This window comes from Streptomyces sp. CG4 (assembly GCF_041080655.1).
Taxonomy (GTDB): domain Bacteria; phylum Actinomycetota; class Actinomycetes; order Streptomycetales; family Streptomycetaceae; genus Streptomyces.
The window spans coordinates 3,858,670-3,878,227 of sequence record NZ_CP163525.1 but is presented as its reverse complement, the minus strand read 5'-3'; the positions used below and the strand labels follow the sequence as shown (position 1 = coordinate 3,878,227).

At 72.8% G+C, this 19,558-nt stretch carries 12 protein-coding genes and 1 riboswitch; of the genes, 8 read left to right on the top strand and 4 right to left on the bottom strand.

Annotation, left to right across the window (positions count from 1 at the left end; translation table 11 throughout):
• Positions 1-7: 7 nt before the first annotated feature.
• Positions 8-177, bottom strand: a riboswitch (cyclic di-AMP (ydaO/yuaA leader).
• Positions 178-438: 261 nt separating this feature from the next.
• Entirely contained in the window at positions 439-2,931 is a 2,493-nt protein-coding gene (gene pcrA / locus AB5L52_RS17500) for a DNA helicase PcrA (protein ID WP_369364929.1), read from the top strand.
• Between the two features lie 40 nt (positions 2,932-2,971).
• On the opposite strand, the gene AB5L52_RS17495 is transcribed toward pcrA, so the two are convergent.
• Together AB5L52_RS17495 and AB5L52_RS17490 are read right to left on the bottom strand one after the other, a co-directional pair.
• The gene (locus AB5L52_RS17495) at positions 2,972-4,534 is read right to left on the bottom strand and encodes a M23 family metallopeptidase (RefSeq protein ID WP_369364928.1); all 1,563 of its coding nucleotides are present in this window, start codon (positions 4,532-4,534) and stop codon (positions 2,972-2,974) included.
• Between the two features lie 202 nt (positions 4,535-4,736).
• Positions 4,737-5,588 (bottom strand): lipase family alpha/beta hydrolase, encoded by an 852-nt coding sequence (locus tag AB5L52_RS17490; protein ID WP_369364926.1) that lies wholly within the window; start codon positions 5,586-5,588, stop codon positions 4,737-4,739.
• Positions 5,589-5,812: 224 nt separating this feature from the next.
• On the opposite strand from AB5L52_RS17490, the gene AB5L52_RS17485 reads away from it, so the two are divergent.
• Positions 5,813-6,235, top strand: coding sequence for a cobalamin B12-binding domain-containing protein (locus AB5L52_RS17485; protein ID WP_369364924.1), 423 nt, complete (start codon positions 5,813-5,815; stop codon positions 6,233-6,235).
• A 104-nt stretch (positions 6,236-6,339) separates the two neighbouring features.
• Here AB5L52_RS17485 and AB5L52_RS17480 read toward each other — a convergent pair whose 3' ends face one another.
• Together AB5L52_RS17480 and AB5L52_RS17475 are read right to left on the bottom strand one after the other, a co-directional pair.
• Positions 6,340-8,019, bottom strand: coding sequence for a DUF5691 domain-containing protein (locus AB5L52_RS17480; protein WP_369364922.1), 1,680 nt, complete (start codon positions 8,017-8,019; stop codon positions 6,340-6,342).
• A 73-nt stretch (positions 8,020-8,092) separates the two neighbouring features.
• Positions 8,093-9,448 carry an SWIM zinc finger family protein gene (locus AB5L52_RS17475; RefSeq protein WP_369364921.1) on the bottom strand — a complete coding sequence of 452 codons (1,356 nt, stop codon included), beginning with the start codon at positions 9,446-9,448 and terminating at the stop codon, positions 8,093-8,095.
• A gap of 141 nt (positions 9,449-9,589) precedes the next feature.
• On the opposite strand from AB5L52_RS17475, the gene AB5L52_RS17470 reads away from it, so the two are divergent.
• The 6 genes from AB5L52_RS17470 to sucC all read left to right on the top strand — a co-directional run bounded on the left by AB5L52_RS17470 (position 9,590) and on the right by sucC (position 19,551).
• A complete protein-coding gene (locus AB5L52_RS17470) occupies positions 9,590-10,774 on the top strand; it encodes an AAA family ATPase (protein WP_369364919.1) in 1,185 nt (394 codons plus the stop codon).
• Positions 10,771-13,392 carry a DUF5682 family protein gene (locus AB5L52_RS17465; protein WP_369364918.1) on the top strand — a complete coding sequence of 874 codons (2,622 nt, stop codon included), beginning with the start codon at positions 10,771-10,773 and terminating at the stop codon, positions 13,390-13,392. The genes AB5L52_RS17470 and AB5L52_RS17465 overlap by 4 nt, the downstream gene beginning before the upstream one ends.
• Complete coding sequence (locus tag AB5L52_RS17460) at positions 13,389-14,567, top strand: VWA domain-containing protein (protein ID WP_351021502.1); 1,179 nt, start codon at positions 13,389-13,391, stop codon at positions 14,565-14,567. Before AB5L52_RS17465 ends, AB5L52_RS17460 begins: the two co-directional genes overlap by 4 nt.
• A gap of 222 nt (positions 14,568-14,789) precedes the next feature.
• Complete coding sequence (locus AB5L52_RS17455; protein ID WP_369364917.1) at positions 14,790-15,590, top strand: hypothetical protein; 801 nt, start codon at positions 14,790-14,792, stop codon at positions 15,588-15,590.
• 243 nt (positions 15,591-15,833) lie between these two features.
• On the top strand, positions 15,834-17,912 hold the full coding sequence (locus AB5L52_RS17450; RefSeq protein ID WP_369364916.1) for a hypothetical protein: 2,079 nt from the start codon (positions 15,834-15,836) through the stop codon (positions 17,910-17,912).
• A gap of 457 nt (positions 17,913-18,369) precedes the next feature.
• Positions 18,370-19,551 (top strand): ADP-forming succinate--CoA ligase subunit beta, encoded by a 1,182-nt coding sequence (gene sucC, locus AB5L52_RS17445; protein ID WP_351021496.1) that lies wholly within the window; start codon positions 18,370-18,372, stop codon positions 19,549-19,551.
• The last annotated feature ends 7 nt before the right edge of the window (positions 19,552-19,558 follow it).

The following is a 19,558-nucleotide window of genomic DNA, read 5'->3' as shown; positions in this document are numbered from 1 at the left end:
GGGAGGCGACTCCTTCCAATGGACCGCCTACCGGGTTAGCTGTCGGGTTCGGGCGGCGGTTCGGAAGGGTTGCCCTACGGCGTCGTCCCGGGCGGGAGTCGGCCGATTCACCCCGGGATCGGTGGGTCCCCGGCTCCGGGCGCCACGCGGGCACGCCGGACTCGGCGGAGGCCGCGCGGCCCGGCGGGGTTCGCCGGTAGGGGTCGTACGGCCCGACCGCACGCTAGCCAACTCGTGTGACTCCTGTGAAGGTTGGTGCGCGATATGTCCGATACATTTTCGTGACCTGAGGGCGGTTTCACGGCTGTGTCATCGGACGGTTCCGCAGCGTGAGTGGGTGATGGGTCCCTCGGCGGTGAAGACCGGCTCTCGCTCGAACCGGCCATGTTCCGGGGACGGCGAACGGTTGTCGGTGGGGCGCCCTAGACTCGGAGAGCGATGAGCAGCCTCTTTGACGACAGCTTCCTGGCGGACCTCCAGACCCCTCGCGGGCGCGAGGAGGAGACCCCGCCGCCGCCCGAGGACGATCACGCTCCGGAGTCGCTTCCGGACGATCTGTTCGGCGGGAAGTTCGACGTGCCGCCGGACCGGGACGCCTACTACCGCGACGGCGCCCCCCGCCCCGCGATCGACCCGGCGGCCCTCCTGGCGGGGCTGAACGACAACCAGCGCGCCGCGGTCGTGCACGCCGGTTCCCCGCTGCTCATCGTCGCCGGCGCCGGCTCCGGCAAGACCCGTGTGCTCACCCACCGCATCGCCCACCTGCTCGCCGAGCGGAATGTGCACCCGGGCCAGATCCTCGCGATCACCTTCACCAACAAGGCCGCGGGCGAGATGAAGGAGCGCGTCGAGCACCTCGTCGGCCCGCGCGCGAACGCGATGTGGGTGATGACCTTCCACAGCGCGTGCGTGCGCATCCTGCGCCGGGAGAGCAAGAAGCTCGGCTTCACCTCGTCGTTCTCGATCTACGACGCCGCCGACAGCAAGCGGCTGATGGCCCTGGTCTGCCGCGATCTGGACCTCGACCCCAAGCGCTTCCCGCCGAAGTCGTTCAGCGCGAAGATCAGCAACCTGAAGAACGAGCTGATCGACGAGGAGGACTTCGCCGCCCAGGCCGCCGACGGCTTCGAGAAGACCCTCGCCCAGGCCTACGCGCTCTACCAGTCGCGGCTGCGCGAGGCCAACGCACTCGACTTCGACGACCTGATCATGACGACGGTGAACCTGCTGCGCGCCTTCCCGGACGTCGCCGAGCACTACCGCCGCCGCTTCCGGCACGTCCTGGTCGACGAGTACCAGGACACCAACCACGCCCAGTACGCCCTGGTCCGCGAGCTGGTCGGCACCGGCGAGCGGGCCGCCGAGGACGTGGACGTACCGCCTGGCGAGTACGACATCCCGCCCGCCGAACTGTGCGTCGTGGGCGACGCGGACCAGTCGATCTACGCCTTCCGAGGCGCGACGATCCGCAACATCCTCCAGTTCGAGGAGGACTACCCGGACGCGACGACGATCCTGCTGGAGCAGAACTACCGCTCCACGCAGACCATCCTGTCCGCCGCCAACGCGGTCATCGAGCGCAACGAGTCCCGCCGCCCGAAGAACCTGTGGACCAACGCCGGCCAGGGCGCGCGGATCACCGGATACGTCGCCGACACCGAGCACGACGAGGCCCAGTTCGTCGCCGACGAGATAGACCGCCTGGTCGACGCGGGCGAGGCCAAGGCCGGCGATGTCGCGGTCTTCTACCGCACCAACGCCCAGTCCCGTGTCTTCGAAGAGATCTTCATCCGCGTCGGCCTGCCCTACAAGGTCGTCGGCGGTGTCCGCTTCTACGAGCGCAAGGAGGTCCGCGACGTCCTCGCCTACCTGCGCGTCCTCGCCAACCCCGAGGACTCGGTGCCGCTGCGCCGCATCCTCAACGTGCCCAAGCGGGGCATCGGCGAGCGCGCCGAGGCGATGATCGACGCCCTCTCCCAGCGCGAGAAGATCAGCTTCCCGCAGGCGCTCAAGCGCGTGGACGAGGCGTACGGCATGGCGGCGCGCTCCACCAACGCGGTCAAGCGGTTCAACACGCTGATGGAGGACCTCCGTACGATCGTCGAGTCCGGCGCCGGACCGACGACCGTCCTCGAGGCCATACTCGAACGCACCGGCTATCTGGCCGAGTTGCAGGCCTCCACCGACCCGCAGGACGAGACCCGCATCGAGAACCTCCAGGAACTCGCCGCCGTGGCCCTGGAGTTCGAGCAGGAGCGCGGCGAAGGCGAGGCGGGCACGCTCGCCGACTTCCTGGAGCAGGTGGCGCTGGTCGCCGACTCCGACCAGATCCCCGACGAGGAGGAGGACGGCTCCGGCGTCATCACCCTGATGACCCTGCACACGGCCAAGGGCCTGGAGTTCCCGGTCGTCTTCCTGACCGGCATGGAGGACGGCGTCTTCCCGCACATGCGCGCCCTCGGTCAGACCAAGGAGCTGGAGGAGGAGCGGCGCCTGGCGTACGTCGGCATCACGCGCGCGCGGGAGCGGCTCTATCTCACCCGCTCGGCGATGCGCAGCGCCTGGGGCCAGCCGTCGTACAACCCGCCGTCCCGCTTCCTGGAGGAGATCCCGCCTGCCCACGTGGAGTGGAAGCGGACGGGCGCGGCGGCGCCGGTGTCCTCCGGCCCGGCCTCCGGGATCGCGGCCTCGCTGTCCTCGTCCCGCTCGCGCTCCTCGGCATCGGGCGCCTCCGGGTTCGCCACGCGGCGCACGGCGGAGAAGCCGGTGGTCGCGCTGGCCGTCGGGGACCGCGTCACCCACGACCAGTTCGGACTCGGCACGGTCGTCGCCGTGAAGGGCACGGGCGCGAACGCGGAGGCGACGATCGACTTCGGTGACACCAAGCCGAAGCGGCTGCTGCTGCGGTACGCGCCGGTGGAGAAGCTGTAACTTCAAGGGCCCTCGCCGTCGGCGAGGGCCCGCTGAATACTCAGGTCGGATCGAGTCCGTGGCTTCTCAGCCACGGCAGCGGGTCTATGGCCGCCCCGCCCGCGGGACGTACCTCGAAATGGAGGTGCGGGCCGGTGGAGTTTCCGGAGTTGCCGGAGTAGGCGATCGGATCGCCGGCCTTGACGCTCGTACCGGAGGTGACGCGGTAGCTGGACAGGTGGCAGTACCAGGTCTGCGTGCCGTCCTTCGCCGTCACTATCAACATGTTGCCGTAGGCGCTGTTCCACTTGGTGGAGACGACGCCGTCGGTCGCGGCCATCACCGTGGTGCCGTACGACACCGGGAAGTCGATGCCCGTGTGCACGGACATCCAGTTCACGCCCGCCTGGCCGAAGAAAGCGCTGAGCCCCTTCTGCGTGACCGGCAGCACGAACTTCGGGCGCAGCCGCTCCTTGAGCGCGGCCGCCGCGGCCGCCTTCTTCTTCTCCAGCGCCTGCTGGTTCTTGAGGTCGATCCGCTCCTGCGTCCGGCTCGCCCGGCCGGCGAAGTTCTCGGCGCCCGCGGAGAGGGTCGTGAGCTGGGAGTCCAGCTTGCTGTTGGCGGCCGACGGCTGGACCGCTTGCGCGTCCGAGGCGGAGGCGGTGACGTCCTTGGAGTCGTCGGTCAGGGCGCCGACCGAGGCGGCGGCGATCCCGGCGACCCCCATCACACAGACCGAGGGCACGGCGACGGTCAGCAGCGCGGAGCGTTTGGCGGGCGTACGACGGCGGGAACGCGCGGCGCTGCGTGAGCCGGCCCGGGTCATCGGCGCCGGAGCGGCCTCTTCCTGGTCGTCCAGCAGATCGGTCGCGGCGGGCAGCAGGCCCGTGGCGGCCGACTCGTCGGCCCCGGACGGCTGTTCACCGAAGACACCGCCCTCGTAAGGCGTCCCGTCGCTGTACGGCGCCTGGTCGTCGAACGGCACCTGCTGCTCGTAAGGCACCGGCTGCTCGTACGGCACGTGCGCGAAGGCGCCGGTGGCCTGTGGGTCGCCGACCTGGTCGAAGGCACCGGTGGCGTGCTGGTCGAACGGTTCGGCAGCCTGCGCGGGCACGGTCTGGCCGCCGGAGTTCCACTGCGTGGCGTCGTACGTGCCCGTCTCGAAGGTCTGGGTGCCCCACTCCCACTGCTGAGTCGGCTCGGCGACACCGGACTGGTCGGGCTCCAGCCACGCGGTCGCGTCCCTCTCCCAGAGGGGGGACCCCCAGCCGCTGGTGTCGTTGCCCGTCGCCTGGGCGGGGACCGTCCAGGCGGTGGTGTCGTGGGCGCCGGTGCCGTAGGCGGCGTGGTGGGCCGCGTACGGGTCGTAGTGCGGGGTCTGACTGGTCTGCCACTGCGTGGTGTCGTACGCGCCGGTGCTCTGCTGGCCGGGCAGGCTGCCGAAGAGCGGATCGGTGGAGAAGGAGCCGGTGCCGTCCGGAAAACCGGTGGTGCCGTAGTCGCCGTACGTGGTGAAGTCACCGTAGGGGGCTTCATGGCTTCCGTACGGCGCGTAGTGCGCGGCGGAGGCGTCGGAAGCCCGGGCCGGGGTCGTCATGATCCCCGACGGGTGACGGTCGTTCACCAACTTCTCTTTCGCCTCGACAACAGGGGCTGCCAGAGCAGTGCGGTGACTGTACCCGCCGGTACCTGGGCGCGACAATCTTCAGCTGGTTTCGCGTTGGCGGGAAACGGGCATTCGGCGGTGTTTCGGGGGGCGCCGGACACGAGTTTGGCCGAGAGTTCGATTGGCGTTCGACGTGCGACGACTGTGTTTCACCCGTACGTCACGCCACCGTCAGGCCGCCGGCGATCCGGTCCCCGGGGCGCGCGGTGTCGAGAGCCTCGCGTATCCCGGCCGCGACGGCGGGATGGACGGGCAGGGCGAGATGCCCGATACCGGTCACCCGCACGTTCTGCACGTCGAGATCGGCGTGCTCCAGGCAGGCCGTCTCCAGCGGCACCATCACGGCGTCCAGATCGCTCCAGAAACTGACGAACCGCGTACGACAGCCGGGCGCGGACCCGGCCAGCTCCTCGATCACCTCCGAATCCGGCCGCATCTGGCGCACGATCGGATGGGCGTTGGCCAGCGGTGCCGCGCTGGTCCCGGAGTGCGGCGTACCCAGCGTGACCAGTGTGCGCACCCGCAGATCACCGCCCTGGCACTGCACGTAGTAGCGGGCGATCAGTCCGCCCAGGCTGTGCCCCACGATGTCGACCCGGTCGCTGCCGGTGCGCTCGCAGATCTCCTCGATGTGCCGGCCGAGCAGCTCGGCGGCGGCGCGGATGTCGCACGTCAGCGGGGAGTAGTTGAGCGATATGACGCGCTGCCCGCCGTGCTGGGCGAGGTTGCGGCGGAGTAACACGAACACCGAACGGTTGTCGATGAAACCGTGCAGCAGCACCACCGGCGGGCCGGACCGCACCGGTAGCTGGGCGGTGCCGCCCTGGGCGGGCAGGGCGGGGGAGCGGCGCTCCTGGGTGAGGCCGGTCGGATACAGCAGGAGGTGGCCGGCCAGGATCGCGGCTTCGAGGGCGGTCGCCTTGAGTAGCGCAACGGACAGTCCGGTCAGTCTGCCGGGCCACAGCCGGCGGCAGAACGGGAGGAAAAGCGGCAGTACCCCGGTGACCTTCATGGCCGACCTCCTGTCGGCACGCCGAAGGACGGCTCGATCCCCCGTGTGCCCTCATGTCCCATCATGTGATTTCCCCCTCGCTGCGCACCGTAAAACTGCCGGTTGCGGGATGCTGGAGATAACGTTCGTTCACTTCGCGACGGGTGGCGGAACGCGCCAAAAGTGCGGTACTTGTCGTTACGGACGGAAGCGATCGCTTCCGTGGTCGTGTGATGGAGGCAGTGATGGGTGTGGCAGCCGGTCCGATCCGCGTGGTGGTCGCCAAGCCGGGGCTCGACGGCCACGATCGCGGGGCCAAGGTCATCGCGCGCGCCCTGCGCGACGCCGGTATGGAGGTCATCTACACCGGGCTCCACCAGACGCCGGAGCAGATCGTCGACACCGCCATCCAGGAGGACGCCGACGCGATCGGACTGTCCATCCTCTCCGGCGCGCACAACACGCTGTTCGCCGCGGTGATCGAGCTGCTCAGGGAGCGCGACGCCGCGGACATCCTCGTCTTCGGCGGCGGCATCATCCCGGAAGAGGACATCCTGCCGCTGAAGGAGAAGGGCGTCGCGGAGATCTTCACGCCGGGTGCGACGACCGCCTCGATCGTGGAGTGGGTGCGGGAGAACGTCCGTCAGGCGGCCGCGTCCGGGAGCTGAGCGGATGCCTGCGGCGGTCGAGCCGACGGTTGCGGTGGGCGGCGGCTGGTGTCCCTGAGGGCTGCTGCCCCCGGACCCCCGCTTCGGCCTGAACGGCCTCGTCCTCAAACACTCCCGGAGAGGGCATCCCCCGCCGGGCCGACGGTGCCGACCGGTGCCAGTTCGTCGGCCATCTCCGCCCTGAGCCGCAACGTGGTGACCAGCCGCTGGAACGCCTCCGCCCAGTACCCGCCGGACCCCGGTGCGGAGTCCTCCCGTTCGTCGGGTATCGCCAGCAACACCTCCAGCCGGACGGCTTCCGCGGGGTCCAGGCAGCGCTCGGCCAGACCCATCACCCCGCTGAAGCTCCAGGGGTAACTGCCCGCGTCGCGCGCGATGTTGAGCGCGTCCACGACCGCCCGGCCCAGCGGCGCGGCCCAGGGCACGGCACACACCCCGAGCAGCTGGAACGCCTCCGACAGGCCGTGCGTCGCGATGAACCCGGCCACCCAGTCCGCCCGCTCCACCGGTTCCAGGGCGGCCAGCAGCTTCGCCCGCTCGGCCAGCGACACCGCCCCCGGCCCGCCGGCCTCCGGCGCCGACGGCGAGCCGAGCAGTGCCGTCGACCACTCGGCGTCCCGCTGCCGCACCGCGGCTCGGCACCAGGCCGCATGCAGCTCGTCCTGCCAGCCGTCCGTCACCGGCAGCGCCACGATCTCGCGCGCCGTCCGCCCGCCGAGCCGCCCCGGCCAGGTGCCGAGCGGAGCGGACTCCACCAACTGCCCCAGCCACCATGACCGTTCCCCTCTGCCCGCGGGGGGCGTGCCCGTCACACCGTCCCGCTCCATGCCGGAGTCGCACTCGAGCGGCGGTTCCACCACGATCGCCGGCGCGTTGTCCGTACGGTCGAGGGCCACACATGCCGCGGCCCGCACGGCCATGCGCGCGGCGAGCGCCGAAGCGGGCAGCGCCGACAGCAGTTCCGCCGCCGTCGCCCGCACATTGCGGCTGCGGTCGCCCAACGCCTGCTCCAGAAACGGCTCGTCCGCGGCGGACAGGCCCGTGCGCAGCGAGTCCAGGAACATCAGCCGGTCCTCCGCCCGTTCCGTGGCCCAGGTCGACGCCAGCAGCTCGCGCGCGCGGGCAGGTGTGCCGGTGCGCAGCGCCCCCAGCAGGGCCGCCCGCTCGGCGAACAGGCCCTCCTGCCAGAGCCGGCGTACCGCCTCGGTGTCCTCGGGGCCGGGTAGCGCGGTGCCGCCGCCGGGGGCCGCGCGCAGGGCGAACCGCCAGTCCGCGTTCAGCCGGGCCAGCCACAGTGCGCGCGGGCCCGCGAACGCCAGCGCCGCCGGGCGCAGGTCCGTACGGCCCCGGGCCGCGTCCAGCAGGGCGGGCAGCGCCTGCGGGGGCGCCGCGTACCCATGCGCGTTGGCCGTCGCCAGCCACTGCGGGAGCAGCTCGGTGAGGTCCGGGGAGCTGCCCCGGCGGCCACCCGTCCCGCCGCCGGAACGGTCGGCCAGCAGCGTGGCCAGCCTTCGGGTCGCCGCGGCGGGCAGGGCCGGGCGCGGGTCCTCGGGCGCCGGCTCCGGCCGGCGGGCCGCGCGTGCGGGGCGTAGCCCGGCCCGTCGCCGTACGGTCGCCATGGCGGCCTCGTCGAGCAGCGCCAGGGGAGCCTCCCGGCCCGATCCGCCGTATAGCGCGGGGCGTCGGTCGGTGCCGAGGAGAGCGGTCGTGACGAGGTCTTCCCAGGAGCTGGGGGCAGCCGCGGTGGCTGATGCGGCCGAGTCGGTCGAGGACGTCGCGTTCATCGCGTTCCCTTTCCCTGCGCGGTGTCCGAGGGGTGCCGGTGTCGCTTCGTCGGCGTCATTTCCTGGAGGAGGGTCAGCACAGCGGTACCGCCTCGTCCGTGCTCCGTGGCCAGGCCGTGAGGGGGGTGAAGCCGTGGTGGCCGCACTCGCCGAAGACCGTGACCGGGGCGCCGCCGGACAGCGCGACCAGCCGCCACAGGCCAGGGCGGGAGCGGGCTGCCCGGGTCAGCGGCAGGGCGGAGTCCGTGTCCGCGTCGGCCAGTTGCCACAGGTCGCCGTCCGGGACCGGTATGACCCGGTCGAGCGTCACCGGGACCGACTCCAGCCAGGGATCGTCGCGCAGCGCCTCGCCGTACCGGGCCGCCGCCTCGGCCGTGGTGGTGCCCGGTGGGCGGAACGCGGCCGGTGCGGGCGGGGCGAACCGCTCGCCGAGGGCGGACCGGGCCTGACCGGCACCCGGATAGGCGGACAGCTCCGCGTCCAGGGTCAGCCCGACCGGCAGGGACAGCTCGGGGGCCCGGCCGGCCGCGCCGTAGGACAACAGCAGCCGGGTGCGGCCCGATGCGTTGCCGTGCAGCCATATCCGCCGGGTCGTCAGTTTCGGGTCCACGGTGTCGTACTGGGCGAGGACCAGCCAGTGGTCGCGGACCGGTGCTCCGTCGGCCGTGGCGGGCAGGCCCAGCCGGGAGCGGACCGTGGCCGCGAGGGGGTCCGGCAGCCGGTCGCGGCGCAGCCAGCCCTGGTCGAGCAGGTGCAGCAGGGCGCACTCCTCCAGCAGCCGGGACGGCCAGCCCGCGCCGGACGCCGGGATCGCTCCCAACTCCCGTACCCGCGCCGCGAGTCCGGGCGCCTGTGCGTCGACCATGCGGGCCGCCGTCTCGTCCCACAGGCCGTACCCCGCCTGCTCGGCCGCGACCAGTCCGCCACGCAGCAGGTCGGCGAGGCGCTGCTCCAGCTCGGTCGCGCCTGCGGTGACCCGCTCGGCTCGGCGTTCGGCCCGCCGCCGCGCCGCCTCCGGATCGGCGGTCCCGGTCCCGGAACTCCCCTCGCTCCGCCGCTGCTTGCCCTCGACGCGCTCGCGTCTGCCCGCGAGCCACTGCGCGGCCCAGTCCGGCGGCTCGGCGGACGCCGGCACCGAGCCGTCGTCGCCCGCCCACAGCAGAAGCAGTCCGAGCGCGTGCTTGCACGGGAACTTACGGCTCGGGCAACTGCACTTGTACGCCGGCCCTGCCGCGTCGGCGAGATCGACCACCGTCTGATACGGCCTGCTGCCACTGCCCTTGCACAGCCCCCACACCGTCCCCTCTCCGCTCCCCGCCTCGGACCACGGACCGGCCGTGCCGAGCCTGCCTCCCGCTTTGCGTGACGCGGCGTCAGGCGCCAGTGACAGCACCTGCTCCGTGCTCCAGCGCACCCCCTGCTCAGTCATGCCACCGACGGTAGGTCCCGCCACTGACAATCGGTCCGGAGCGGTCGTTTGCGCAGGTCAGAGCGATTGTCAGTGGCGTGGTGCACGGTGGATGCCAGATCCGAACCGGCCGAGCTGGAGGGGGCCTCAGCCATGTCCGCCATGCCTGTCACGTCTGCGTCTGCCACGTCTGCGTCTGCCGCGTCTGCGTCTGCCGCGTCTACGTCCGTGCGACCGACCACCGCCGAACCAAGCCACGGCGAAAACGCAGCCGCGCTGCGCCCGCACGCCGAGCACGCCTTCGCCGCCGAACTGATCGCGCTCGCCGCGCAGGACGACCGCCCGCGCCCGGCCCGCTGGAAACTGTCGCCGTGGGCGGTGGCGACGTATCTGCTCGGCGGCACCCTGCCGGACGGCACGGTGATCACACCCAAGTACGTGGGCCCGCGCCGGATCGTCGAGGTCGCGGTCACCACGCTCGCCACCGACCGCGCCCTCCTCCTGCTCGGCGTGCCAGGCACCGCCAAGACCTGGGTGTCGGAGCACCTGGCCGCCGCCGTCAGCGGTGACTCCACCCTGCTGGTGCAGGGCACGGCCGGCACCCCGGAGGAGGCGATCCGCTACGGCTGGAACTACGCGCGGCTGCTCGCGCACGGACCGAGCCGCGACGCCCTCGTGCCGAGCCCCGTCATGCGCGCCATGGCCGAGGGCATGACGGCCCGCGTGGAGGAGCTGACCCGTATCCCCGCCGATGTGCAGGACACGCTCATCACGATCCTGTCCGAGAAGACCCTGCCGATTCCGGAGCTGGGCCAGGAGGTCCAGGCGGTCCGCGGGTTCAACCTCATCGCCACCGCCAACGACCGGGACAGAGGCGTCAACGACCTCTCCAGCGCACTGCGCCGCCGCTTCAACACCGTGGTGCTGCCACTGCCGGAGAGCGCCGACGCCGAGGTCGACATCGTCACCCGCCGGGTCGACCAGATCGGCCGCTCCCTCGACCTGCCGGCCGCGCCCGACGGCATCGAGGAGATCCGCCGGGTCGTGACCGTCTTCCGCGAGTTGCGCGACGGCATCACCGCCGACGGCCGCACCAAGCTGAAATCGCCCAGCGGCACGCTCTCCACTGCCGAGGCGATCTCCGTCGTCACCAACGGCCTCGCCCTGTCCGCGCACTTCGGCGACGGCGTGCTGCGCCCGGGCGACGTCGCCGCCGGCATCCTCGGCGCCGTCGTGCGCGACCCAGCGGCCGACCGGGTCGTCTGGCAGGAGTACTTGGAGACCGTCGTCCGCGAGCGCGAGGGCTGGACCGACTTCTACCGAGCGTGCCGGGAGGTGAGCGCATGAACGACACGCGCCGGCCCCAGGCCTACGACTCCGGGCCGCTCCTGCTGGGGGTGCGGCATCACGGTCCCGGGTCCGCCCGCGCGGTACGCACCGCGCTCGACGCCGCCCGGCCGGCCGTCGTCCTGATCGAGGGCCCGCCCGAGGCCGACGCGCTGATCCCGCTGGCCGCCGACCCGGACCTGCGGCCCCCGGTCGCCCTGCTCGCCCACGCCGTGGACGAGCCAGGACGCTCGGCGTTCTGGCCCTTTGCCGAGTTCAGCCCCGAATGGGTGGCGATCCACTGGGCCCTGGACCACGGCGTCCCGGCCCACTTCATCGACCTGCCGGCCGCGCACACGCTCGCCTGGGAGGAGGGCGAGAAGGGGCTCGGGGAGGCTCCCACCGGTTCCGGAGCGCCCGCTGGACCCGGCACCGAGGAGACCGCCGCGGGTCCACAGGACGCCGACGAGAGCACGGACGCCGACGAGAGCCGGGACAGCGACGAGAGCCGGGACGGCGAGGCGCAGGTCCGTGTCGATCCGCTCGCCGCGCTCGCCGAGGCTGCCGGATACGACGATCCCGAACGCTGGTGGGAGGACGTCGTCGAGCACCGAGGCCCGGGGGAGCGGGACCCCTTCGCCCCGTTCGCCGCGCTGGCGGAGGCCATGGGCGCGCTGCGCGAACGGTACGGCGCGGGCGGGCACGCCCGGGACGTCGTCCGCGAGGCGCACATGCGGCTCCGGCTGCGGGCGGCACGCAAGGAGTTCGGGGACGAGGTGGCCGTGGTCTGCGGTGCCTGGCACGTGCCCGCGCTGCGCGAGAAGACCACCGTCGCCGCCGACCGGGCCCTGCTGAAGGGGCTGCCCAAGGTCAGGACCGATCTGACCTGGGTGCCCTGGACGCACCGTCGGCTCGCCCGGTCCAGTGGATACGGCGCGGGCATCGACTCACCGGGCTGGTACGGCCATCTGTTCCACGCCCAGGACCGGCCGGTCGAGCGGTGGCTGACCAAGGTGGCCCGACTGTTGCGCGAGGAGGATCGGGTCGTCTCCGCCGCCCACGTCATCGAGGCCGTCCGGCTCGCCGAGACCCTGGCGGCGCTGCGCGGCCGCCCGCTGCCCGGGCTGGGCGAGACCACCGACGCGGTGCGCGCGGTGATGAGCGACGGCTCGGACGTGCCGCTGGCGCTGGTGCACGACCGGCTGGTGGTCGGGGACGTCCTCGGCGAGGTCCCGGAGTCGGCGCCGGCGGTGCCGCTCCAGCGCGACCTGGCCCGGCAACAGCGTTCGCTACGACTCAAACCGGAGGCACGGGAGCGCGAACTGGAGCTGGACCTGCGGGGGGACACCGACGCCGGCCGCAGCAGGCTGCTGCACCGGCTGCGGCTGCTCGGCGTCGGCTGGGGCGAGCCCGCGCGGTCCCGGGGGAGCACGGGTACGTTCCGGGAGACCTGGCGGCTGCGCTGGGAGCCGGAGCTGTCGGTGCGGGTCGCCGAGGCGGGTGTGTGGGGGACGACCGTACTGGCCGCGGCGCAGGCCAAGGCCAAGGCCGAGGCGGACGCGGCCGCCGCGGGCACGCTCGCCGACGTCACCGCGCTCGCCGAGCAGTGCCTGCTGGCTGGCCTGCCGGACGCGCTGCCGGTGGTCATGCGGGTGCTCGCCGACCGGGCGGCGCTCGACGCGGACGTCGGCCATCTCGCCCAAGCCCTGCCCGCCCTCGTCCGCTCCCTGCGCTACGGCGATGTGCGCGGCACGGACACCGGTGCGCTGGCCGGCGTCGCCGCGGGCCTCGCCGAGCGCGTCTTCGTCGGCCTGCCCCCGGCGTGTGCGGCGCTCGACAGGGACGCGGCGGACGAGATGCGCGGGCATGTGGACGCGGTGCACACGGCAGTGGGGCTCCTGTCGGAGACGCCGGCCGGTGCCGCTGCGCCACCCCGCACGCGCGAGCAGGCGACATCGCCGACGGCACCAGCGGCACCAGCACCAGCAGCACGACTGCCCGCAGCCGCGTACAACGTGCCGCTGCCTGGTCGGCGCGGCACGACCGCCCGCAGCCACGACGACGGCCCCGGTGCCGGACAAGGCGATCTGCGGGACCGTTGGCGGGCCGTGCTGCGGACGCTGTCGGTGCGGGACAGCGTGGCCGGTGTGCTCCGGGGGCGGGCGGTGCGGCTGTTGCTGGACGATGGTGCGTTGCGGCCGGAGGAGGCCGCGCGGCTGATGGGGCTCGCGCTGTCGCCGGGGACGCCGCCCGCCGACGCGGCCGCCTGGATCGAGGGGTTCCTCGGTGGCGGGGGCGGGCTGCTGCTGGTGCACGACGAGCGGCTGCTCGGTCTGGTGGACAGCTGGCTGACCGGGGTTTCGGCGGAGGCGTTCACGGACGTACTGCCGCTGCTGCGGCGCACGTTCGCGGCATACGAGCCGGGGGTGCGCAGAACACTCGGCGAACTGGTCCGCCGCGGCCCCGGAGACCGGGCGGCCGGGCGGGTGGCCCACGGCGTCGTGACACCCGGCTTCGCCGCCGAGCCGGACACCGGGCGCGCCGACGCCGTACTGCCGGTACTGCGGTTGCTGCTCGGACTGGACGACGACGTGTTGGGCACGACGGACGACAACAGCCTTGCGGGGGTGGGTGCATGAGGAGCGAGTCGATGCCGGTGGACATGGACGATCCGGCGCGGGAGCGACTGCGGCGCTGGCGGCTGGTGCTGGGCGGCGACCAGGCCGACGGCACCGGATGCGCACTGTCCGGCCGGGACGCGGCGATGGACGGCACGCTCGCCGCGCTCTACGGCAAGGGCGACAAACCCCAGGCCGGCCGGGAGCGTTCGGCGGGACTCGGCGCCTCCGCACCGTCGGTGGCCCGCTGGCTCGGTGACATCCGTACGTACTTCCCGGCCTCCGTCGTCCAGGTCATGCAGCGCGACGCCATCGACCGGCTCGGCCTCGCCTCACTCCTGCTGGAGCCGGAGATGCTGGAGGCGGTGGAGGCGGACGTGCACCTGGTCGGCACGCTGCTCACGCTGAACAAGGCGATGCCGGAGACGACGAAGGAGACGGCACGCGCGGTCGTGCGCAAGGTCGTCGAGGACCTGGAGAAGCGGCTCGCGACCCGGACCCGGGCCACCCTGACCGGCGCCCTCGACCGCAGCGCGCGCATCAGCCGGCCGCGCCACCAGGACATCGACTGGAACCGCACCATCGCGGCCAACCTCAAGCACTATCTGCCCGAGTACCGCACGGTGGTGCCGGAACGGCTCGTCGGATACGGGCGCGCCGCGCGGTCGGTGAAGAAGGAGGTCGTGCTCTGCATCGACCAGTCCGGGTCGATGGCCGCGTCGGTGGTCTACGCGTCCGTGTTCGGCGCGGTCCTCGCCTCCATGCGGTCGATCAGCACCCGGCTGGTCGTCTTCGACACGGCGGTGGTCGATCTCACCGACCAGCTGGACGACCCGGTCGACGTCCTCTTCGGCACCCAGCTCGGCGGCGGTACGGACATCAACCGGGCGCTCGCCTACTGCCAGTCCCGGATCACCCGGCCCGCCGAGACCGTGGTCGTGCTGATCAGCGACCTCTACGAGGGCGGTATCCGCGACGAGATGCTCAAAAGGGTGGCGGCGATGAAGGCGTCCGGGGTGCAGTTCGTGACGCTCCTCGCGCTGTCGGACGAGGGCGCGCCCGCCTACGACCGGGAACACGCGGCGGCGCTCGCCGCGCTCGACGCACCTGCCTTCGCCTGCACGCCCGATCTGTTCCCCGAGGTCATGGCCGCGGCACTCGAGAAGCGGCCGTTGCCGATACCGGACACCGTGTGACGCCGGACACGAAGAGAGGAGTACGAAAGAGGAGGGGCACGGAAGGGCACGGAAGAGGAAGGCCGCGAAGAGGGGAAAAACGGCATGAATACCCATCGGCAATAGGGGGGTTGCGCGGCCTCGGGCGGGCCGTGCAAGGATCGGCGGAGCCCGTACCGTGCCGACCCGAGGAAGTCCGCCTCCTTGACCTTCCCAGCAGCCCTCCTTGGTACTGCTGTGCGCATGCTGCGTACGGCGGCGGGACGGCGTGCGCTCCAACTGGCGCTGCTGGTGGGCGGGCTGTTCGCGCTGGGATTCCTCTGCGGCGAGCAGGCGCACGCGGCCGAGGGAGTGCCGCTGCCGGTGAAGGCGACTTCGGCGCGGCCCGCGGTGACCGGCCACGAGGATCCGGTAGGCGCGGTCACCAAGCAGGTCGTCGCCCCTGTGCACCAGGTCGGCGACCAGGCCGTCGCGCCCGTACGTGACGCGGTGACCACCGTGTCCCGGTCCCTCGAAGTCTCAGCCGGCCGAGCTGCCGAAAGGCCCCGGACCTCCGCGCCCGCCCTGCCGTTGCCCGGTCTCGGCCAAGTCCCGGACGTGCCCGAGCAGCTGACGTCGGCGGCGCACTCCGCGGCGTCCGGCCCGCAGCGGCATGGGGACGCGAGGACGTTCGCCCCGGCGGAGCAGAAGCAGCGGCACGCCGGCGGCCGCGTCCACGCCCAGGCGGCCCGCACCGCCGCGGGCGCATCGGCGCCGGGCGCCTGGTCCGGCCCGGAGATCACCTCCGTGCCGCAGCCCATGGCGCACACCTCGGCGCGGCGCGGCACCCCCCTCGGCGTTCCCGACCGGCCCGCGCCCACCGGGGATCCGGGCGGTGTGCTCGGCAAGCAGGCCGCCGACGGCACCGCGTCCCGGCACGGTGACGCGTATGCCGTCGCCTTCGACGACCGGGCGCCCCTGCGGCTCGCGCCCGGCGCCACCGCGCGCGTCGACGCGCCTCGCACCCGGGAACGGCACCGGGACATCCCCGTCTTCCCCGGCTAGACAGCAGGGCCGAGCTCCCCGCCACGGACCTGTCGCGCGGGGGCGGAACAGGTCCGCCCGCCCGTCCGGACCCCCACTGATCAGAGCGATCCGCGCTCATGTGATCCGCGTTCGGCATGCACGCAAGCCGCGCTCGCATGGTGCGCGTTCCGCGGTCCCCGGACGGAACCCCCAGCCGTTTTCCGGCTGCTTCCAGCCGTTTCCAGCCGTTTCCAGCTGTTTCCGAAGGACTTGACGCACGCAATGAACAAGAACATCCGTCGTTCGATCGTGATAGCCGCCGGAGTCACCGGCGCGTGGGCGCTCGGCTCGGCCGCCGCCAGCGCCGACGAACTGTCCACCACCTCCGTGTCCGCGCCGGACGCGGGCACCGGCACCGACTCCGTCGCCGGGACGGTCGACGGCGTCCTCACCGGTGTCCACGACACCGTCTCCGGCGTTCAGAACACCGTCTCCGACCTGGTCGACCCGGCCGGTGCGGCCGCCTCGGGCACGTCGACCGTCTCGGGCGCCACCGGCGCCACCGTCTCCCTCACCGGCACCGCCGACCACGCCCGCCGCTACGTCGACGCCAAGGTTCCGGCCGCCGCGAAGATCCGTGGCGCCGAGGCCGTCAGGGGCGCCCGGGCGGCCCGCGCGATGCAGCAGCGGGCGAACGGGCAGGTACCGGTGCACGTTCAGGCCCGTGTCGAGGCCGAGGGCGCGCAGCACCTCACCGGCCATGTCGCCCACGCGGCCGCGCACGCCGCGTCGACCGTGTCCCAGGTCGCTCCGCTCGGCACCGCGCAGGACGAGATCGACTACCTCTTCGGCCCGCTCACCTCCTTCGCCCCCGAGGTGCAGGAGGCCCTGGCCGCCGCCCAGACCAAGCTCCAGGCCACGCAGGCGGCCGCCCGTGCGAAGGCGCAGGGCGCCGAGGGTGCCGTACGGACGACGGCGCAGCAGATCGTCGCCGGCGCGCAGGGCCGGACCGCCGGTGCCACGGCCGTCGCGCGTGGCACGGCCGCCGAGGCGACCGGCGCGGCCGAGGCCTCCGTCGCCGGGGTGCCCGCCCAGGTCACCGGTACGGCCACGGGTGTAGAGCAGCGGGTCGTCGGCACGGTCCGGGCCGTGCCCGGCGCGGTCACGCCGGTGGTGGACGAGACGACCGCCGCCGCCGTCCCGCCGGTGGCCTCCGCGGCGCTGGACGGCGCCGTACCGGTCGCCGGCCAGGCGGTGACGGGCGTACGGGCCACGGCCGGGCATGCCGTGACGGGCGGATACGGGACCGCCCAGGGCACCGTCTCGGGTGTGCACGGGGTTGCCGGGGGCGCTGTCTACGGGGCGCTGGGCGTCGCCGAGGGCGCTGTGTCCGGTGGATACGGGACCGCCGAGGGCACCGTTTCCGGGGTCCACGGGGTCGCCACGGGGGCCGTCGGTGAGGTGCGGCCGGTGGCCGCGGACGCGGCGTCGTACGCCGGCGGGCTGGTCGGGCAGGTCGCCCGGAACACCACGGAGGCCGTGCTCCCGCCGGTGGCCACCGGAGCCGTGCACGCGGCCGTGCGCGCGGCTGTGCACGGGGTCGTGCCGGTCGGCGGGCAGGCCGTCGCCGACGCGGGCGCCCTCGGTCACGGCGTGGCCGGTGACGTCCAGCCCTTCGCGGGAGGCGTGGCCGGTGCCGTACCGCCGCTCGCGTACGGCGTGACCGCGCAGACCGGAGCCTTCGGCGAGGGCGTGACCGCCCAGGTGCCGCCCTTCGCGGCCGGGGTCACGGACGCGACCACGCCCCTCACCGGCACCGCCACCGGGGCCGTGCACCAGGCGGTCGGCACCGCCATGGGCACCGTGGCGCCCGTGACCGGCCAGGTCACCGGGACCGTGCGGCCGGTCGCCGGCGGGGTCGGCGCGAGCACGGCCGGCCTGGCCCACGGCGTCGCGGGCGAGACCGGGCCCTTCGCGGCGGGCGTCACGGACAACCTCACGGGCACCGAGGCTCCCCTCGCTCAGCAGACCGGAGCCTTCGCGCACGACCTCGACGGCACGGTCCGGTACTCCGGTGGCCCGCTCGCCGGGCACGCCGCCGGCGGGGCCGAGGGGATCGCCCGTACGGCCGTACCGACGACGCATTTCCAGGACGGGTACGGCGTGTGGCAGGCCGCTGCCCAGGACGGGTACGGCGTGCAGGAGGCCGCTGGCCAGGACCTGTACGGCGTGCAGCAGGCCGTTGCCCACGACCCGTACGGCGTGCGGGGCGGCGTTGTCCGGAACTTGGCGCAGGGTGCCGTGGTCCAGGGCTCGTACGGCGTGCAGGACGTCGTATCGGGCATCCGGTACCAGGGCTGAGCGCCCCGATTCGCTCCGTGGGGGTCCGGACCCGGACGGCCGAATTCCGTCGGTCCGTCCGGCCGGGGTCCCGCGGCCCGGGCGCGTGGTCCCCATTGGGGTGGGGATCAACCGCCCCGGCCCCGGAACCACCGGGGTCGTCCCCGAGGCCTCACCGGGTCAACCCCAGCCCGGTGAGGCCTCACACTTCAGCCCGAAGCCCCGGATCCGCACCCGTTCCGCCCTGATCCATCGGCACGCCGTGCCAGGAAATCCGGCATCATGTGACAGGTATCACCGCTCGCGTGTGACCCTCGATTTAGGGAGCCCCCGCAAGCGGCGATAACCTGCGAGACGGACATGCCGCGCGCTCGGACACCGTGTGCGCCTCCCTTGTGACAAGCGGACGTCACGTTGCCCTTCGCGGCACGCCCACGCATCCAACGAACCGCGAGATCACTGATAGGGACGGAAGCGCGTGGACCTGTTCGAGTACCAGGCGAGGGACCTCTTCGCCAAGCACGATGTACCGGTGCTGGCCGGTGAAGTCATCGACACGCCTGAGGCGGCGCGCGAGATCACCGAGCGGCTGGGCGGCAAGTCCGTCGTCAAGGCGCAGGTGAAGGTCGGTGGTCGCGGCAAGGCCGGTGGCGTCAAGCTGGCCGCCTCCGCGGACGAGGCCGTCGCCCGTGCGACGGACATCCTCGGCATGGACATCAAGGGCCACACGGTCCACAAGGTCATGATCGCCGAGACCGCTCCGGAGATCCTCGAGGAGTACTACGTCTCCTTCCTCCTCGACCGTGCCAACCGCACCTTCCTCTCCATCGCCTCCGTCGAGGGCGGCGTGGAGATCGAGGAGGTGGCGGCCACCCGCCCCGAGGCCGTCGCCAAGACGTCGATCGACCCGATCGACGGTGTGGACGAGGCCAAGGCCCGCGAGATCGTCGCGGCCGCCAAGTTCCCCGCCGAGGTCGCGGACAAGGTCGCGAACGTCCTGGTCAAGCTGTGGGACACCTTCATCAAGTCGGACGCCCTCCTCGTCGAGGTCAACCCGCTCGCGAAGGTCGCCTCCGGTGACGTCATCGCCCTCGACGGCAAGGTGTCGCTCGACGAGAACGCCGAGTTCCGCCACCCCGAGTACGAGGAGCTCCACGACAAGGACGCGGCCAACCCGCTTGAGGCCGCCGCCAAGGAGAAGAACCTCAACTACGTCAAGCTCGACGGTGAGGTCGGCATCATCGGCAACGGCGCCGGTCTCGTCATGAGCACCCTGGACGTCGTCGCGTACGCCGGTGAGAACCACGGTGGCGTCAAGCCCGCCAACTTCCTGGACATCGGCGGTGGCGCCTCCGCCCAGGTCATGGCGAACGGCCTGGAGATCATCCTGGGCGACCCGGACGTCAAGTCCGTCTTCGTGAACGTCTTCGGTGGCATCACCGCCTGCGACGAGGTCGCCAACGGCATCGTGCAGGCCCTGAAGCTCCTGGAGGACCGCGGCGAGAAGGTCGAGAAGCCGCTCGTCGTCCGCCTCGACGGCAACAACGCCGAGCTGGGCCGCAAGATCCTCACGGACGCCAACCACCCGCTGGTGCAGCGCGTCGACACCATGGACGGCGCGGCCGACAAGGCCGCCGAGCTGGCCCACGCCGCCAAGTAAGCACTCA